Source organism: Saccharopolyspora soli, assembly GCF_022678645.1.
GTDB lineage: Bacteria > Actinomycetota > Actinomycetes > Mycobacteriales > Pseudonocardiaceae > Saccharopolyspora > Saccharopolyspora soli.
This window is the reverse complement of the sequence record NZ_JALBWV010000002.1, coordinates 178,311-194,205: the sequence shown is the minus strand read 5'-3', so window position 1 is coordinate 194,205 and position 15,895 is coordinate 178,311. Positions and strand designations below refer to the sequence as shown.

Annotated in this window: 15 protein-coding genes, 2 tRNA genes and 1 pseudogene; 10 read left to right on the top strand and 8 right to left on the bottom strand. The window is 67.9% G+C overall.

What is annotated here, in order from left to right:
- Positions 1–47: 47 nt before the first annotated feature.
- From clpX to tig, 4 genes are all read right to left on the bottom strand, one after another.
- Positions 48–1,328 carry an ATP-dependent Clp protease ATP-binding subunit ClpX gene (clpX, locus tag MOQ72_RS02355; protein WP_242180195.1) on the bottom strand — a complete coding sequence of 427 codons (1,281 nt, stop codon included), beginning with the start codon at positions 1,326–1,328 and terminating at the stop codon, positions 48–50.
- A 491-nt stretch (positions 1,329–1,819) separates the two neighbouring features.
- On the bottom strand, positions 1,820–2,452 hold the full coding sequence (locus MOQ72_RS02350; RefSeq protein ID WP_242180194.1) for an ATP-dependent Clp protease proteolytic subunit: 633 nt from the start codon (positions 2,450–2,452) through the stop codon (positions 1,820–1,822).
- Between the two features lie 38 nt (positions 2,453–2,490).
- The gene (locus tag MOQ72_RS02345; RefSeq protein ID WP_308197837.1) at positions 2,491–3,117 is read right to left on the bottom strand and encodes an ATP-dependent Clp protease proteolytic subunit; all 627 of its coding nucleotides are present in this window, start codon (positions 3,115–3,117) and stop codon (positions 2,491–2,493) included.
- A 242-nt stretch (positions 3,118–3,359) separates the two neighbouring features.
- A complete protein-coding gene (gene tig / locus MOQ72_RS02340) occupies positions 3,360–4,727 on the bottom strand; it encodes a trigger factor (protein WP_242180193.1) in 1,368 nt (455 codons plus the stop codon).
- Positions 4,728–5,014: 287 nt separating this feature from the next.
- Here tig and MOQ72_RS02335 point away from each other — a divergent pair, with 287 nt between their 5' ends.
- Positions 5,015–5,950: a ferredoxin family protein gene (locus MOQ72_RS02335; RefSeq protein WP_242180192.1), complete on the top strand. Its 936-nt coding sequence runs from the start codon at positions 5,015–5,017 to the stop codon at positions 5,948–5,950.
- Between the two features lie 304 nt (positions 5,951–6,254).
- Here the strand turns inward: MOQ72_RS02335 and MOQ72_RS02330 are convergent.
- Positions 6,255–6,328: transfer RNA gene (locus MOQ72_RS02330), tRNA-Pro, on the bottom strand.
- Positions 6,329–6,437: 109 nt separating this feature from the next.
- On the opposite strand from MOQ72_RS02330, the gene MOQ72_RS02325 reads away from it, so the two are divergent.
- From MOQ72_RS02325 to MOQ72_RS02305, 5 genes are all read left to right on the top strand, one after another.
- A tRNA-Gly gene (locus MOQ72_RS02325) sits at positions 6,438–6,508 on the top strand.
- 501 nt (positions 6,509–7,009) lie between these two features.
- Positions 7,010–8,437: an MDR family MFS transporter gene (locus tag MOQ72_RS02320; protein WP_242180191.1), complete on the top strand. Its 1,428-nt coding sequence runs from the start codon at positions 7,010–7,012 to the stop codon at positions 8,435–8,437.
- 46 nt (positions 8,438–8,483) lie between these two features.
- Positions 8,484–9,119 (top strand): 2'-5' RNA ligase family protein, encoded by a 636-nt coding sequence (locus MOQ72_RS02315; RefSeq protein WP_242180190.1) that lies wholly within the window; start codon positions 8,484–8,486, stop codon positions 9,117–9,119.
- A gap of 163 nt (positions 9,120–9,282) precedes the next feature.
- Positions 9,283–10,497, top strand: coding sequence for a GNAT family N-acetyltransferase (locus MOQ72_RS02310; RefSeq protein ID WP_242180189.1), 1,215 nt, complete (start codon positions 9,283–9,285; stop codon positions 10,495–10,497).
- 68 nt (positions 10,498–10,565) lie between these two features.
- A complete protein-coding gene (locus tag MOQ72_RS02305) occupies positions 10,566–11,321 on the top strand; it encodes a hypothetical protein (protein WP_242180187.1) in 756 nt (251 codons plus the stop codon).
- Between the two features lie 57 nt (positions 11,322–11,378).
- Here the strand turns inward: MOQ72_RS02305 and MOQ72_RS02300 are convergent, their stop codons facing one another.
- The 3 genes from MOQ72_RS02300 to MOQ72_RS02290 are packed head-to-tail and all read right to left on the bottom strand — an operon-like array spanning position 11,379 to position 13,009.
- Positions 11,379–12,188, bottom strand: a complete 810-nt coding sequence (locus tag MOQ72_RS02300) for an Fpg/Nei family DNA glycosylase (RefSeq protein ID WP_242180185.1) — start codon at positions 12,186–12,188, stop codon at positions 11,379–11,381.
- An 18-nt stretch (positions 12,189–12,206) separates the two neighbouring features.
- Complete coding sequence (locus MOQ72_RS02295) at positions 12,207–12,536, bottom strand: hypothetical protein (RefSeq protein WP_242180184.1); 330 nt, start codon at positions 12,534–12,536, stop codon at positions 12,207–12,209.
- 2 nt (positions 12,537–12,538) lie between these two features.
- On the bottom strand, positions 12,539–13,009 hold the full coding sequence (locus tag MOQ72_RS02290) for a ribose-5-phosphate isomerase (protein ID WP_242180181.1): 471 nt from the start codon (positions 13,007–13,009) through the stop codon (positions 12,539–12,541).
- A 57-nt stretch (positions 13,010–13,066) separates the two neighbouring features.
- Here MOQ72_RS02290 and MOQ72_RS02285 point away from each other — a divergent pair, with 57 nt between their 5' ends.
- The 4 genes and pseudogenes from MOQ72_RS02285 (at position 13,067) to MOQ72_RS02270 (ending at position 15,667) form a co-directional block, all read left to right on the top strand.
- Positions 13,067–13,756 carry a 2-phosphosulfolactate phosphatase gene (locus tag MOQ72_RS02285; protein WP_242180177.1) on the top strand — a complete coding sequence of 230 codons (690 nt, stop codon included), beginning with the start codon at positions 13,067–13,069 and terminating at the stop codon, positions 13,754–13,756.
- Positions 13,753–14,544, top strand: coding sequence for an MBL fold metallo-hydrolase (locus MOQ72_RS02280; protein ID WP_242180175.1), 792 nt, complete (start codon positions 13,753–13,755; stop codon positions 14,542–14,544). Before MOQ72_RS02285 ends, MOQ72_RS02280 begins: the two co-directional genes overlap by 4 nt.
- A 222-nt stretch (positions 14,545–14,766) precedes the next feature.
- A pseudogene (locus tag MOQ72_RS02275) lies at positions 14,767–15,345 on the top strand (YbaB/EbfC family nucleoid-associated protein); the annotation flags it as partial.
- A 4-nt stretch (positions 15,346–15,349) separates the two neighbouring features.
- Positions 15,350–15,667: a hypothetical protein gene (locus MOQ72_RS02270; protein WP_242180172.1), complete on the top strand. Its 318-nt coding sequence runs from the start codon at positions 15,350–15,352 to the stop codon at positions 15,665–15,667.
- The last annotated feature ends 228 nt before the right edge of the window (positions 15,668–15,895 follow it).

Sequence of the window (15,895 nt, the reverse complement as noted above, 5' to 3'; positions counted from 1 at the left end):
CGCTGAATTTCATCGGCCAGCGGCCGCGGTGACTCCGGGATTCGTGCTCAGGCGGACTTCTCGCGGCGCTCGCGGCGGGTCGCCTGGCGGGCCACGATCGTCGGGTTGACGTTCTCGCGCACGGTCTGCTCGGTGATCACGACCTTGGCGACATCCGAGCGGCTCGGGATGTCGTACATGACCGGCAGCAGGACCTCTTCCAGGATCGCGCGCAGACCCCGCGCGCCGGTGCCCCGCAGGATCGCCTGGTCGGCGATGGCCTCCAGCGCGGTCTTGGTGAACTCCAGCTCCACGTTGTCCATCTCGAACAACCGCTTGTACTGCTTGACCAGCGCATTGCGCGGCTCGGTGAGGATCCGCACCAGCGACGGCTTGTCCAGGTTCGTCACGCTGGCGACCGTGGGCAACCGGCCGATGAACTCCGGGATCAGGCCGAACTTGATCAGGTCCTCGGGCATCACGTCGACGAAGTGGTCGGTGGTGTCGATCTCGCTCTTGGAGCGCAGCTCCGCGCCGAAGCCGACGCTGTGCTTGCCCACCCGGTCCTCGACGATCTTCTCCAGCCCGGCGAACGCGCCCGCCACGATGAACAGCACGTTCGTGGTGTCGATCTGGATGAACTCCTGGTGCGGATGCTTGCGGCCACCCTGCGGCGGCACGCTCGCGGTGGTGCCCTCCAGGATCTTCAGCAGCGCCTGCTGCACACCCTCACCGGAGACGTCGCGGGTGATCGACGGGTTCTCGCTCTTGCGGGCGATCTTGTCGACCTCGTCGATGTAGATGATCCCGGTCTCGGCCCGCTTCACGTCGTAGTCGGCCGCCTGGATCAGCTTGAGCAGGATGTTCTCCACGTCCTCGCCCACGTAACCGGCCTCGGTCAGCGCCGTGGCGTCGGCGATCGCGAACGGGACGTTGAGCATCTTGGCCAGCGTCTGCGCGAGGTAGGTCTTGCCGCACCCGGTCGGGCCGAGCATCAGGATGTTCGACTTGGCCAGCTCGACGGCCTCTTCACCACGGCTCTCCCGGCGCTCACCGGCCTGGATGCGCTTGTAGTGGTTGTAGACCGCGACCGAGAGGTTGCGCTTGGCCGGGTCCTGCCCGATGACGTACTGGTCGAGGAACTCGTGGATCTCGGCCGGTTTGGGCAGCTCGTCGAGCTTGACCTCGCCCGCCTCGGCCAGTTCCTCCTCGATGATCTCGTTGCAGAGATCGATGCACTCATCGCAGATGTACACGCCGGGGCCGGCGATGAGTTTCTTCACCTGCTTCTGGCTCTTCCCGCAGAAGGAGCACTTCAGCAGGTCGCCGCCGTCACCGATACGTGCCATGACCGCTGACCCCGTCCCCTCCGGCGCGCCGTCCGGTGGCGCGCCTGACCGTATGTGCCTCCGACGGTACCTGGCGTTCCCCGAGTTCGGGGAGACTCACAGTGTCCGCCATCGCCGAGCGTGGTGTGACCAGCGTCGCGCCCGGCGTGTCGTCGCCGACGGCCGGGCGTGGCGCACCAACCCGGCCGTGGGCGGCGGTCGCGTCGTCCTGCGAGCGGCGCGAGCCGCCCATCAGAGGTTCCGCTATCCGCACCGCAAAGCCAACCGATTTCAACGACAGGCCCGTCTTTGATCTTGTTTTTCAAGCGACGTCAGCCGGCTTGGCCCACCTGCGCAACCGGCACCGGCGCGGGTTCTCAGAAGCCTTCTCGGGAGGACAGCCCCGGCGTGGTGAATCGGCATACATGATGTCGGGGGATCCCGGAGTCGAGAAGGCTTCTGAGGTTCCGCTACTTGCACCGCCCCGCAAAACCAGCCCGGAGACAGGTTCTTCAGGACTTCTGCGTCGAAAGCTTCCGGTAGGGCAGCACCTCGTCGATGATGCCGTACTCGGCCGCCTGATCGGCGGTGAGGATCTTGTCCCGGTCGATGTCCTCGCGGACCTGTTCCTGGGACCGGTTGGTGTGCTTGGCCAACGTGGTCTCCAAAAGCTCCCGCATCCGCTGCACCTCGGCGGCCTGGATCTCCAGGTCGGAGACCTGACCGTAGATGCCCTCCACCGACGGCTGGTGGATCAGGATCCGCGAGTTCGGCAGCGCCATCCGCTTGCCCTTGGTGCCCGCGGCCAACAGCACCGCGGCGGCCGAGGCGGCCTGCCCGAGGCAGATGGTGCGCACATCGGGCCGGACGTACTGGATGGTGTCGTAAATGGCCATCAGCGCGGTGAACGAGCCACCGGGCGAATTGATGTACATCTGGATCTCGCGGTCCGGGTCGTCGGACTCCAGGAACAGCAGCTGCGCCATCACGTCGTTCGCCGACGCGTCGTCGACCTGGACTCCGAGGAACACGATGCGTTCCTCGAACAACTTGTTGTACGGATTCGACTCCTTGACCCCGTACGCGGTGCGCTCGACGAACGAGGGCAGCACGTACCGGGACTGCAGAGGCTGGTATGAGTTCACGACAGGTGACTCCTCGTTGTTGGATCCGGACGGTGTGATCAGCTGCTCGGCAGGTTCGCCGCGCTCGCGACGTGGTCCACGAACCCGTAGTCGCGGGCCTCCTCCGCGGTGAACCACCGGTCGCGGTCCGAATCGGCGGTGATCTTGTCCACCGTCTGGCCGGTCTGCTCGGCGATCAGCTCCGCCATCTCCTTCTTGTGCCTGGAGAACATCTTGGCCTGGATCTCGATGTCGGACGCCGTGCCGCCGAGACCGGCCGAGGGCTGGTGCATCATGATCCGCGCGTGCGGCAGCGCGAACCGCTTGCCCCTGGCGCCCGCGGACAGCAAGAACTGCCCCATCGAGGCGGCCATGCCCATCGCCACGGTGGCCACATCCGGCCTGATCAGCTGCATGGTGTCGTAGATCGCCATGCCCGCCGTCACCGAGCCGCCCGGCGAGTTGATGTAGAGCGAAATGTCGCGGTCCGGGTCCTCAGCTGCCAGCAGCAGCAGCTGCGAGCAGATCTGGTTCGAGATCGAGTCCTCGACCTGGGAGCCGAGGACGATGATCCGCTCCCGCAGCAGCCGCTCGTAAACCGAGTCGTTGAGCGAGAGTCCGTTCGTCCCCGTCCGCATGGACGGCGACTGCGCTTCGGACGCCGGAACAGTCAGGTGCTGCGTCACGTCTCCCTGCCTTCTCCCACAATGGGCCCTTGTCCACCGGGGCCACTCGGGTCACTCGGTCCTCTTCCACAGTGGACCAGCTAACCGGGTCGTCGGACGACATCGGCGACCCCCGGTGATGTCTTGCTTCCCTCTCGGGTGATCCGCTACGACCGACCCTAACGAACGTGGACGGCACCAGCTTCCCAGTACCGCCCACGTTCGCTTAGAGCATGCTTTTCAGTTGTCCAGCGAGAGCGCGGTCACTCCGCCTTCGCGGCCTCGACCGGCTCCGCCACGTCGTCGGCCTCCTGCGGACCGAACAGCTCGTCCAGGTCCAGCGCGTTGCCGCCCGCGTCAGTGACGGTCGCCTGACGCACCACGGAGAACAGCGCCTTGCTGCGCCGGACATCGGCGTAAAGCGCGCCGAGCTGACCGGACTGCTGGGCCTGCTGGACGAACTGGTCGGGACTCATCCCGAAGCGCTGGGCTTGGTAGATGATCCGCTGGGTGAGCTCGTCGTCGGAGACCGACACGTCCTCGGCGTCGGCGATGGTGTCCAGCACCAGCTGGGTCTTGACCGCCTTCTCCGCCTCGGTGCGGGTCTCGGTGTCGAACTCCTCGCGGGTCTTCTCCTGCTGTTCGAGCCACTCCTCGAAGCGCGCCTCGTCGTGGTCGAACGGGTGCACCGCGTCGTGCTGGCGCACCTCGACCTCGGACTCGACGACCTTCTCCGGCAGCGGCACGTCGACGGTCTCCAGCAGCGCGTCGAGGACCTTGTCCCGGGCCTGCATGCCCTGCTGCATCTTCTTGACCCGGCCCAGCCGCTCCCGCAGGTCGGCGATGAGCTCCTCGACGGTGTCGAACTCGCTGGCCAGCTGGGCGAACTCGTCGTCGGCCTCGGGCAGCTGCCGCTCCTTGACGGAGTTGAGCTTGACCGACACCTCGGCGTCCTTGCCAGCGTGGTCCCCAGCCACCAGGTTGGTGGTGAAGGTCTTGGTCTCGCCCTCGCGCGCGCCGATCAGCGCGTCGTCGATGCCCTCGACGAGCTGGCCGGAGCCGATCTCGTAGGACAGGCCGCTGGTGTTGGCGTCCTCGACCTCTTCCCCGTCGACGGTGGCCGACAGGTCGATGCTGACGAAGTCTCCCTGCTGCGCGGGGCGGTCCACCCCGGTGAGGGTGCCGAAGCGGGCGCGCAGCGAGTCCAGCTGCTCGGACACCTCTTCCTCGGTGACCTCGACGTCGTCCACGCTGATCGACAGCTCGCCGAAGGCGGGCACGGTGATCTCCGGACGGACGTCGACCTCGGCGGTGAACGCGATCTCCGAGCCGTCCTCGATCTTGGTCACCTCGATCTCCGGACGCCCCAGGGTGCGCACCTCGGTGGTGTTGACCGCCTCCAGGTACTTGGCCGGGACCGCTTCGTTGACGACCTCGTCGAGCACGGTGCCCCGACCGATGCGGCTCTCCAACACCCGCGCCGGGACCTTGCCCGGCCGGAAACCGGGGATGCGGACCTGCTGGGCGAGTGCCTTGTACGCGCGGTCGAAGTTCGGCTTGAGCTCGTCGAACGGCACCTCGACGTTGATCCGGACGCGCGTCGGGCTCAGGTGCTCGACGGTGCTCTTCACGTGGTCTCCTAGTGCGAACGTGCTTGACTCCCGGCACTGCCAACGGGCGCGGCGTACCACCACGTCCAACGATGCCGGGCTGACCTCCGAGTCTATTGCTTCCCACCCGGACGCAGGGGCCGGGGTTGCACCAAACCGCGAACCGGACGTCCGCTCCCTGCCGCCCGGCAGGCCACCTCAGCACTCCCACCCCGCGGGCAACTCGCGCGCCACGAGTGCTCGACCGGCAACCGCTGAGCGAGATGGCCCACAGGTCCACCGAGCCGCGTTCGTGCTTGAGTGGAAACGTGCACCACACCGCAGCCGAGCCCGCTACCTGCGCCGGAATGTCCGATGCCTTCGCCGAACCACTGGCCGGGACCGCCGCGGTCGCGCGCAGCTGGCTGTGCCTGGAACAACGCGGCCCCTGGGGCCACAACGCGCTGGTGCAGAGCCATCTGGACCCGGAACTGGGGCGGGCGCTGTCCGCGCGGGGCGAGGCACACGGCGTGCGGGTCCAGCTCATCCGGCACCCCGGACGGCACGCGGACACCGCCAACGACCCGCGTCGGCGGGTCTTCCTGGCGCACACCGAGCCCGGCACCAGCTGGCTGCGGGAGACGACCGTCACCGATCCGGCCGACCTGCTCGACCTGGACTTCGCCCGGCTCGCCGCCGGTCACCACGACGACCGGGGCCACCCGGTCACCGACCCGCTGCTGCTGGTGTGCACCAACGGCCGCCGCGATCGCTGCTGCGCACTGCTCGGCCGCGAACTGGTCAACGAATTATCCGGGCGGCACGACGGCTCGATCTGGGAGTGCTCGCACCTCGGCGGACACCGGTTCGCACCCGCCGCGGTGCTGCTGCCCAGCGGATACACCTACGGGCGGCTGACCGCGCAAACCGCCGACGCGGTCCTGTCCTGCGCAGCCGCCGGAAAGGTAGTGCTGGACAACTGCCGCGGCCGATCGTCCTGGAACCGCCCCGGACAAACGGCCGAACTGGCCGTCCGCGAACACATCGGTGAGTACCTCGTCGACGCGCTGCGCGTCACCATCGAAGCAACCGACCGGATCGAGGTCGCCCACCAGGACGGCCGCCGCTGGCAAGTGGCGGTGCGGCAACGCGAACTCGACCCGCCACGCCCCAGCAGCTGCGGCAAAGCGGCCATCCGACCGACCGCGTTCATCGCCGAAACGATCAACGGCCTACGAGTTCCGCCGCGGAATCCAAGTCAGTAGGCGTCACCGCCGTCGCGATGCCATCGGCCGGTGCCCAAGCAGGCGAAGCGGGCGGCCCCGGAAGCCACAACGACACACCGATCAACAAAGCCGTGACAGCGCACAGCACCGCGCACACCACCACAGCAGGCAGTTGAGCACGGAACCCGGCCTGACCCCGAATGCGCACGAACGGGAAATCGGCCCCTTCCGGCCGACCGTTACTGTCCGCGACCCAGCGCTGCGACGCACATCACCAAAACGGACAACCCGACCCGCGAACGAAAACCGGCCGCCCGCCAAAGGCGAGCGACCGGCCGCGACGTCGGGGTGGCGGGATTTGAACCCACGACCCCTCGCACCCAAAGCGAGTGCGCTACCAAACTGCGCCACACCCCGTCCGACGTGCGGCACACCCGGAACACCGGGTGCGTTGCGAAGAGCCTATCGCGACCCGCTAAGCTGTGGCACGCAAGGTCGCCAAAGCCCACGGGCAGGCGGACTGCACGCGGGCGTAGCTCAATGGTAGAGCCCCAGTCTTCCAAACTGGCTACGCGGGTTCGATTCCCGTCGCCCGCTCCGAGTTGGGATACATGTGTCGGCGGAGGGCGCCGACCTTTACTCTTCGCCATTGCTGTGGGGGGCCGAGCCCCCCACACCCCCACGGTGCGGTGGTTGCTTTTCGACAGCTCCATTCCGTTTTGGAGCGTTCCCGGCCTGGGTTGCCACCAGCTTCTTCCGCACCGTCGTTTTCCGAGCTTCTGGTGCCGCTTCGCGGCTGTCCTGGGGAGTTGTGCCGCTTCGCGGCTGTCGTGGTGGTCTCGGGTGGGTTGTGCCGCTTCGCGGCTGGCCTGGGGATTGGTGCTGCTTCGCGGCTGTTTCGGCTGGTGCTGGAGTGTGGTGCCGCTTCGCGGCTGTCCTAGGTGCGTGGTGCTGCTTCGCGGTTGTGGGGTGAAAAGGTTTTTGGGTTTGTCGGGGCGTTGGGTCAGGCTTGGGGGGTTGGGTCGGGGTTCGGGTTCTTGATCTTTTGGGGGTTTTGTGCGGGGGCTGGAGTACAAGTGGTTGGTTGGCATTACTTTTGTGCTGGCCTTGATCATGCAGATCTTGGATGTCACCGTGCTCAACGTTGCTTTGGCCGCGTTGGGGCGGGAGTTCCGGGTGGACGCCGCTGCTCTGCAGTGGGTGCTCACCGGGTACATGATCAGCCTTGCCGTTTTCATCCCCTCTTCTGGTTGGATCGCCGATCGGTTCGGCAGCAAGCGGACCTTCCAGTTGGCCGTGGTGATTTTCACGCTCGCCTCCGTGTTGTGCGGGGTTTCCACCGAGATGTGGCAGTTGGTGGGGGCTCGGGTTTTGCAGGGTGTTGGTGGCGGCATGTTGGTGCCGGTTGGGCAGGCGATGCTGTTCCGCGCTTTCCCGGCCAACGAGCGGGCCAAGGCCGGGGCCGTGCTGTCCATTCCGGTCACCATCGCGCCCATGCTCGGTCCGGTGCTCGGTGGCGTTCTCGTCGAGTACGCGAGTTGGCGTTGGATCTTCTTCATCAACGTTCCAGTTGGCGCGCTCGCACTGCTGTTCACCGTGCTGTTCCTCAAGGAAGAGGCGCGCAGCGATCCTGGTCGGTTCGACCTGCCCGGCTTCGTGCTCGCCGGGGCTGGCCTGGCGACCCTGCTCTACGGCTTGGACCAGGGCGCTCAGCTCGGGTGGGGTGCGTCGCAGGTGTGGTTGAGCCTGGTCGCCGCGGCGGTGCTGATCGGTGGGTTGATCTGGCGGGAACTTGCCGTTCGCGCTCCGATGCTGGACCTGCGGCTGCTGACCGACCGGTTGTTCGGCATCGGCAACGTGCTGCTGCTGTTCCAGGTCGGGGCGATGTTCGGGGTGCTATTCCTCATCCCGCTGTACCTGCAGAACCTGCGCGGCGTGTCGCCGATGGACGCCGGACTCGTGCTGATGCCGCAGGCCGTCGCCATGCTGCTGACCACCCAGGTGGTCAGCCGGGTTTACGGCCGGGTCGGGCCGAAGCGGCTGATCCTGGCCGGATTCGCCGTGCAGATCGTGATCGGGTTCGGGCTGCTGCTGCAGGGCATCGACACCTCGCTGTGGTTCCTGGTCGGGTTGCTCGCGGTGCAGGGCGTGGCGATGGGGCTGCTGATGACGCCGGTGCAGACCGCGACTTTCGCGCGGATCTCCGGCGCCGCGATGGGGCAGGCCAGCTCGATGTTCAACGTCAGCAGGCAGGTCGCCACCGCGCTGGGCACCGCCATCGTGGCGACCGTGCTGGTCGTGCTCACCGAACGCGGCTTGTCCACAGTGGATCCGGCTGTGCCGGGGCAGCTCGCCGAAGTGCAACTGGGCGCCTACCACGGGGCGTTCCTGGTCTCCGTGGTGTTCGCCGGGCTGGGCTTCCTGCTGGCCATGCGGGTGCGCGACGCCGATGCGGCCGCCAGCCTCGACGCACCGACCAGCGGGTCACAGCCGGGTGAACGCGAGCCGTCGGAAACCGTGAGATAGGTCAAGGTCTCCCCACTCCCGGACCCGCCGGGGCAGTATGTGAAGGGTGACCGAGATAACGCACGCCGAGCAGGTCCGCAACCACGCCCGCTGGCGCACGGGCTGGCACGCCGGACGCACCGGCTACGCGTGGCTGCTGCCGCTGGCCGACCAACCTGGACTGCGCAAGCTGGTAAACGACTACCAGTACGCGTTGCGGGACCTGCCCGGCTTCGACCTCGTCCCGTTGGAATGGATGCACATCCTGGTGCAGGAGATCGGTTTCACCGACGAGATCGACGAATCGCGCATCGAGCCGCTGCTCACCGCCGCGCGGGCTCGGCTGGCGTCCGTGCTGCCCCTCACCCTGGCCTTCCACCACGCCGTGGTGCTGCCGGAGTCGTTGTCGCTGCCCGCCGAGCCGCAGTCGACGGTGCTCGAACTCCGCACCGCGGTGCGGGAAGCGACCGCCGAGTCGCTCGGCGAAACAGCGGTGCCGCCAGAACCCGAGGACATCGACAAGCACGTCAGCCTCGCGCACTCCACCACCGACGGACCGGCGATCTTCGCCATCGCCACGCTCAGCGCGACCCCGGTGGAGCCGACCACGGCCAAGATCTCGTCGCTGTCCCTGGTCAAGCTGAACAGGGACCACTCGTGCTCCGAGTGGGAGACCGTCGCCGAAGTCCCCCTCGGTCCCTGATCCTCTGACGATTTCTCGCGAAATCGGCAACTCCCCCCGGCCGACTTGCCGAAGCCAAGCGGCAGGTACCCGTGCCGAACCGCCCGCGGTTCTCAGCGTGTCCAATGCGGACGAACGCCGAAAACAGGTCGCATGCCCGGCTTGCGGGCGGTAGGAACGTCGTATGGCGGACCTCATCACGAGAAACCTTTCGGCCGACGAGTACGACGCGTTCTCCGCGGTGTTCTCGGATGCGTTCCTGGAGGACTGGCGGGAACCCGCGATGCAGCGGTACCGCGACGTCTTCGAACCGGCGCTGGCCATCGGGGTCTTCGACGGCGAGGAGATGATCGGTACCGCCGCGCGGCTCGAAATGGGGATCACCCTGCCGGGCCCGACGCACAGCCCGCTCGCCGCCGTCACGGCCGTCGGGGTCAAGCCCGGTCATCGGCGGCGCGGTGTGCTGACTTCGCTGATGCGCGCCCAACTCGACGCACTGCACGACGCCAGATCCCCGATCGCCGCGCTGTTCGCCTCGGAAGGGGCCATCTACGGCCGGTTCGGCTACGGCCTCGCCAGCTACGAAGCCGACCTGACCCTGCCCCGCGGCGCCGCCTTTCCGTCCACTGTCGATATCGATGAACGGCGGATCCGCGAGGTCGACCAGGAAACCGCGATGGAGTTCGTGCACCGGCACTACCCGGCCGTGGCCGCGAACCGGACCGGTTGGCTGTCCCGGTCCGACGGCTCCTGGCAGCTCCGGATGATCGACGACCGCGGCGAACGCGGTGACTTCGGCAAGACCAGGTTCGCGCTGCACCCCGACGGCTACGTCATCTACCGCCCCAAGTCGAACTGGACCGCCCGCGGCCCCGCTTACCAGCTTCGGGTCCTGGAACTCGTCGCCTCGACCCCGCGTGCCTATGCCGCGCTGTGGCGGTACCTGCTCGATTTCGACCTGGTCGCCGAGGTGAGCTGGCCCAAGGCCGCGATCGACGAGCCGGTGGTGCACATGCTCGCCGACCCGCGCGCGGCGGACCGGCGGATAGGCGACGGGTTGTGGGTACGCCTGATCGAACTCGATCTCGCGTTGGCGGCCCGCCGGTACGCCGCGCCGGTGGACGTCGTGCTGGAGGTTTCCGATCGGTTCTGCCCGTGGAACGCGGGCCGCTGGCGGCTGACGGCCGACGCGGATGGCCCCGCGACCGTCGCCCGCACCGACGAGCCCGGTCAACTCGGGTTGGACGTGACCGACCTGGCCTCGGCGTACCTGGGCGGCAACACGCTGGCCGCGTTGGCCCGCGCCGGGCGAGTTGCCGAGCTCGCGCCCGGCGCGCTGCTCGAAGCCTCTCGCGCCTTCGCCACCGAGCACGCGCCGCACTGCCAAGAGAGCTTCTGACCCGCCTGCGCCGCACCGCAGACGGGTACTGTCGAAATCGAGGTGTTCGGCTGGGTCAGGAGGCACGCGTGTCCACCGCACTCATCATCATCGTGATCGCGCTCGTGGTGATCGTCGCCGCGGTCTGGTGGTCCCGCCAGAAGGCCGTGGCGCACCAGCAGAAACAACTCGAAGACGCCAAAGCTGAAGCGCGGCGCTGGGTGGAGCGGCTGGGTGGCCAGGTGCTCAACCTGATCGGCACCAACGAGGCCGCCAAGCAGGCCCTCGCCGACGCCGCGGAACGGCACGGCGCGGCGGTCTCCCAGCTCGAACAGGCGACCACGACCGCGCAAGCCCGCCTGACCACGGAGTCCGCCCTGGAGGGGCTGTACTACGTGCGCGCCGCGCGGACCGCGATGGACATGGATCCCGGTCCGGAACTGCCCGACCTCACCGGCCAGCGCGGTGCGGGCAAGGTCACCGAGTACCGCGAGGTCGAGGTGGCCGGTCAGCAGCAGGTGGCCTCGCCGGACCCGAGCTCGCAAACCCCGCACTACTACCCCGGTGGCACGGTCGCCGGGCGGCCGGTGCCGCAGGGTTGGTACAGCGAACCGTGGTGGAAGCCCGCGCTGGTCGCGGGCGCCTGGGGCGTGGGCTCGTTCGTGCTGATGGGCGCCCTGTTCGGTGGTATGGCCGGGATCCCGGCGGAGGCGGCCTACGCGGAGGGCTTCCAGGACGGCGCGGGCGCGGACGGCGGCGACCAGGACTTCAACGGCGGCGACCAGGACTTCGATCCGGGCTTCGACGGAGATCTCGGCGGCGGATTCGACATGGGCGGCTTCTGACCGCGGTCGTGAGTGGTTGTGGCTGCTGGAGCGACCACAACCACGCACGACCCCGCGCTACTCCGGCTGGCAGGTCGGGCACCAGTAGAGCTTGCGACCGGCCAGATCCGCGATGGCCACCGGCGTCGTGCACACCAGGCAAGGCATCCCGGCACGCCGGTAGACGTAGACCTCGCCGCCGTGCCGGTCCTGCCGCGGCGCACGACCGGTGACCTCCGGCAGGTGCTCGGGTCGCACCGCGTCGATGCGGCCGACGCGCACCCCGTCGGTCATCAGCGCGACGAGGTCGGCCCAGATCGATTCCCACCGCGCCCGCCCGAGCTCCCGGCCGGGCGTGCCGGGCGCGATGCCTTGCCGGAACAGCACTTCGGCCCGGTAGACGTTGCCGACCCCGGCTAGCACCTTCTGGTCCATCAGCAACGCGGCGATGCTGGTGCGGGAGCGCGAGATCCGCTGCCAGGCTTGTTCGGGGTCGGCGTCCGAGCGCAGCGGATCCGGCCCCAGCCGTCCGCGCAGCGCGGCGACTTCCTCGCCGGTCAGCAGTTCGCAGGCGGTCGGTCCGCGCAAGTCCGTCCAATGTGTACGGCCGATGACGCGCATCCGCACCTGGCCGCGCGGTTCGGCCAGCGGGAGCTCGAACTCGGTGAACGTCCCGTACAACCCCAGGTGCACGTGCACGACCCGATCCGGTCCGTAGTGGTGGAAAAGGTGCTTGCCGTGCGCTTCGGCCCGCTCGAAAACCGAGCCGTCCAGCAGCGAAGCGCTCGTGGCGAACCGGCCTTGCGGGCTGTGCACCCGGACCTTCGAACCGGCGAAGAGTTCGCCGTGCAACCCGGCGAGTCGGTGCAGCGTGTGGCCTTCAGGCATGTCAACAATCCGTCCGCGTCAAGCGAGGATCCACAGCACGATCGACTCGACGAGGTACGCCAGCACACACCACAGCGCGACGAACAGGCCGCGTCGGAGTGGTCGATCCGGGTGCCGGAACACTGCCCCGGCGATCAGCGAAACGCACAGCGCGATGATGCCACCCACGATCAGCCACACACCCACGCCGAGAATGCAGTCCGGTGCGGCGCAGACCGCGCCGGGGCCACCAACGAGGACGGGCGCGAGCGCGCGCTGTCCGAAGTACAGCACCAGCACGCCGACCGCGGTTCCCGCCAACGCCACCAGCGGAGTCAGCAGTGCCGCGGCCGGGCGTGCGGGTGTCATGGTCAGTTGCCGGGCAGCGCCGGAGGCTGGCCGGTCTTCTCGTAATCGGTGAGCAGGTCGATCCGGCGCTGGTGCCGACCGCCCTCGAACTCCGTGGTCAGGAATGCCTCGACGATCTGCTCCGCTTCGTCAGCGGTATGCATCCGGGCGCCGATGCCAGCCAGCAGCGCGTTGTTGTGCTGCCGGGCGAGCTTCGCGGTCTCGACGCTCCAGGCCAGCGCGGCGCGCGCGCCGGGGACCTTGTTCGCGGCGATCTGCTCGCCGTTGCCGGAGCCGCCGAGGACCAGCCCGAGGCTGCCCTCGTCGGCGACGACGCGGCGGGAGGTCTCGATGCAGAACGGCGGGTAGTCGTCCTGGGCGTCGTAAACCGCCGGGCCGATGTCGGTCACCTCGTACCCGTGGTCGGTCAGCCACTTCACGAGGTGGTTCTTGAGCTCGAAGCCCGCATGGTCGGAGCCGATGTAGACACGCACGCGGGCAGTTTGCCAAACCCCCCACCGACCCCGCACACCCTGGTTACGCTTCCCGCTGTGACCAGCGTGAACATCGATGTGCACACCGACTGGGGACTGCCCGGTCTGCGTGCTTTGGCGCATTGCGCGGTGCTGGTGGTCGTCGACGTGCTGTCCTTCACCACCGCTGCCGACGTCGCAACGACCACCGGCGCGCGGGTGCTGCCGATGCGCTGGCGGGAGAGCTCAGTGCCCGAGGGCGTCGTGCTCGCGCAGCCGCGCAGCCGGGACCGGTGGTCCTTGAGCCCGTCGTCGTTGCGCACGCTGACCCCGGACGTGCTGCTGGGCCTGCCATCGCCGAACGGCGCGACGCTGTGCGCCGAGGCGTCCGGCTCAGGGGCCACGGTGTTCGCCGGTTGTCTCCGCAACTCCGCAGCAGTGGCAAACGCGGCGGTGCGCTCCGGAGGGCCGATCGGGGTGGTGGCCGCTGGGGAACGCCGGGACGACGAGTTGCGACCGGCGATCGAGGACTTCCTCGGCGCGGGCGCGATCATCTCCGCCTTGCCAGGGCGCCGTTCGCCCGAAGCCGAGCTGGCGGCAGCCGCGTTCCGAGCCGTGTCGGAGAACATCGGCGGGCTGCTCGCGGACTGCGCGTCCGGGCGCGAACTCGCGGAGCTGGGCTTCGCGCACGATGTCGCGCTGGCCGCCGAGGTGAACAGCAGCCGCACCGTGCCGGTGCTGCGCGGCGGCGTCCTGGAGGCTCGTTGAGCTGGTCGGAAGTCGGAGCTGGGGTCTTCGTGCGGCGGTATGCCGAGTTGGATCTCTCGGTCGGGCTCGTGGTCGGCGCCGAGTCCGCGCTGGTGATCGACACGCGCGGTGATCACGTGCAGGGCGCGGAGCTGGCCGGAGCGGTCCGCCAGGTCACCCCGCTGCCTTGGCAGGTCGCGATCACGCACGGCCATTTCGACCACTGCTTCGGCACCGACGCGTTCCTGCCCGCCGATGTCTGGGCCCACGAGCGTTGTCCGGCGCACCTCGCGCGCACCGCCGACCAGCAGCGGGACTGGTGGGTCGCGCATTACCGCCAGGAAGGCGCCGACGACACCGCGGCAGCGCTGGCCGCGTCCGTTCCGGTTATGCCGGACCACCTGGTGTCCGAACGGGCGGATCTCGACCTGGGCGGCCGAACCGCGCAGCTGCGGTACCTCGGGCTCGGGCACACCGATCACGATCTGGTCGTCGCGGTGCCCGATGCCGGTGTGGTGTTCGCGGGCGATCTCGTCGAGCAAGGTGCGCCCCCGGATTTCGAAGACGCCCACCCGCAGCAGTGGCCAACCACGGTGGACGCCTTGCTGGCACTCGATCCGACCACCGTCGTCGCTGGTCACGGCAGCCCAGTCGCCCCGGACTTCGTCCGCGCCCAACGAGCGGAACTCGCCGAACTGGCCGCTGTTTGCCGCCGCCACCGCGATGGCATGCTGTCCTGGGAACAATCCGTGCGGCAATCGCCTTTCCCGACCGAAACTTTTCGCACCGCCTTGTCGCGAACCCTCTAGAGGCCCTTTTCGCGGCAATTTCAGCTGGTCCGTTCAGCGCAGCGAGCTATTCCTTTCATTGGTTTTGCGCAACGAAGTGGCTCCGAATTCGGTTCGAACCCGCCATCCTTTTCCGGAACAGGGGGAACTGCCGGAGGGGGACGCGTGTCTGAGAGCTTCGGTGCGGATATCGGTGCTGCTGAGCGGATGGTTCGGCAGTGACAGGAACGGGCGTCCGAAAAGGCGGAGAAATTCGGCCGGATGCAACAGGAGATCGAACAGCTCTCGGTCATCGAATCGTCGCGCGACGGCGCCGTCGAAGTGACCATCGGGTCCAACGGCATCCTGCAGAACCTCCAGTTGGCCGAGAACGCGGGAAACCGCCCGATGGCTGAGCTGGCCGCCGAGATCACGCGTGCCGTCCAGGCCGCGCGGGCGAAGATCCCGGATCTGATGCGGCGCACGGTGGCCGACACCGTCGGTCTGGAGGACACCGCCGCGCAGCACGTGCTGACCGAGGCGCGCAAGAACTTCCCACTGCCACCGGAGGACGAGGACGCTCAACAGCAGCGCGGTTCTGGTGTGCAGGAGATGCAATTCGGCGTCGAGGACGACCACGAGCAGCCGCAGCGGCGGCAGCCCCCGCCGCAGCAGCGACCCACTCGGCGCCACCCGGACCTGGTGGACCAGCTGAACGTCGCCGTGGACGCCTCGCAGGTGACGATGAACAACGACGCCTGCGGAACCCTGTGCCAGCCCTTCGCGCTGCTGTTGCAACCGATCGAGCAGCACGGCGTTGACACGTTGCGGAAGTCAGTCTGAACCCGTGGAGGTCGTCGATCGATCCTTCCCGGATGACAAAACCTTCTCCTGCATGATCAGAAGCAGGCCGCCAAAGCAAGACGGGTTCGGGCTGTGCTGGGAGGGCATTCTCGGCATGGAGCCGATCGAAGGCCATCTGCACGCCAGCGCGTCCATATTCATGTACAGCCAGAACAGACGGGTCGCTATCGAAGGACACGACTCGAGCTATTTCGAGATCGAATACGAAGGCGACGTCGACCAAGGCGGCAACTGGGTCAGCCGGGGCTGGATCGAGGACGCACTGGGCGAGTACGCGAACTTCGCGAGATACGGCGAGTAATGGGCCACGCACTCCGCGATCGCCCAAAATCCAGCGAGCACCCATGGGTGCGTCAACATCGAGGATCCCACATCTGATCTACAGCCAAACAGCCTGTATTGCTAGGCCATTCGGCCTAATTCCACCACCCCAGGGCACCGCTGCGTCAATGCGAACGTCATTCTCGTAAGGGCGGCATCAAGAGTGCTTGCGACTGGTCACCGGGTGGTTGCCCCGGATGGCTGGCTC

Bases quoted from the DNA above. Each gene is read 5' to 3' on its own strand.
- clpX (WP_242180195.1), bottom strand. From the start codon at position 1,328: ATGGCACGTATCGGTGACGGCGGCGACCTGCTGAAGTGCTCCTTCTGC.
- MOQ72_RS02310 (WP_242180189.1), top strand. From the start codon at position 9,283: ATGGCGGACCTCATCACGAGAAACCTTTCGGCCGACGAGTACGACGCG.
- MOQ72_RS02300 (WP_242180185.1), bottom strand. From the start codon at position 12,188: ATGCCTGAAGGCCACACGCTGCACCGACTCGCCGGGTTGCACGGCGAA.
- MOQ72_RS02295 (WP_242180184.1), bottom strand. From the start codon at position 12,536: ATGACACCCGCACGCCCGGCCGCGGCACTGCTGACTCCGCTGGTGGCG.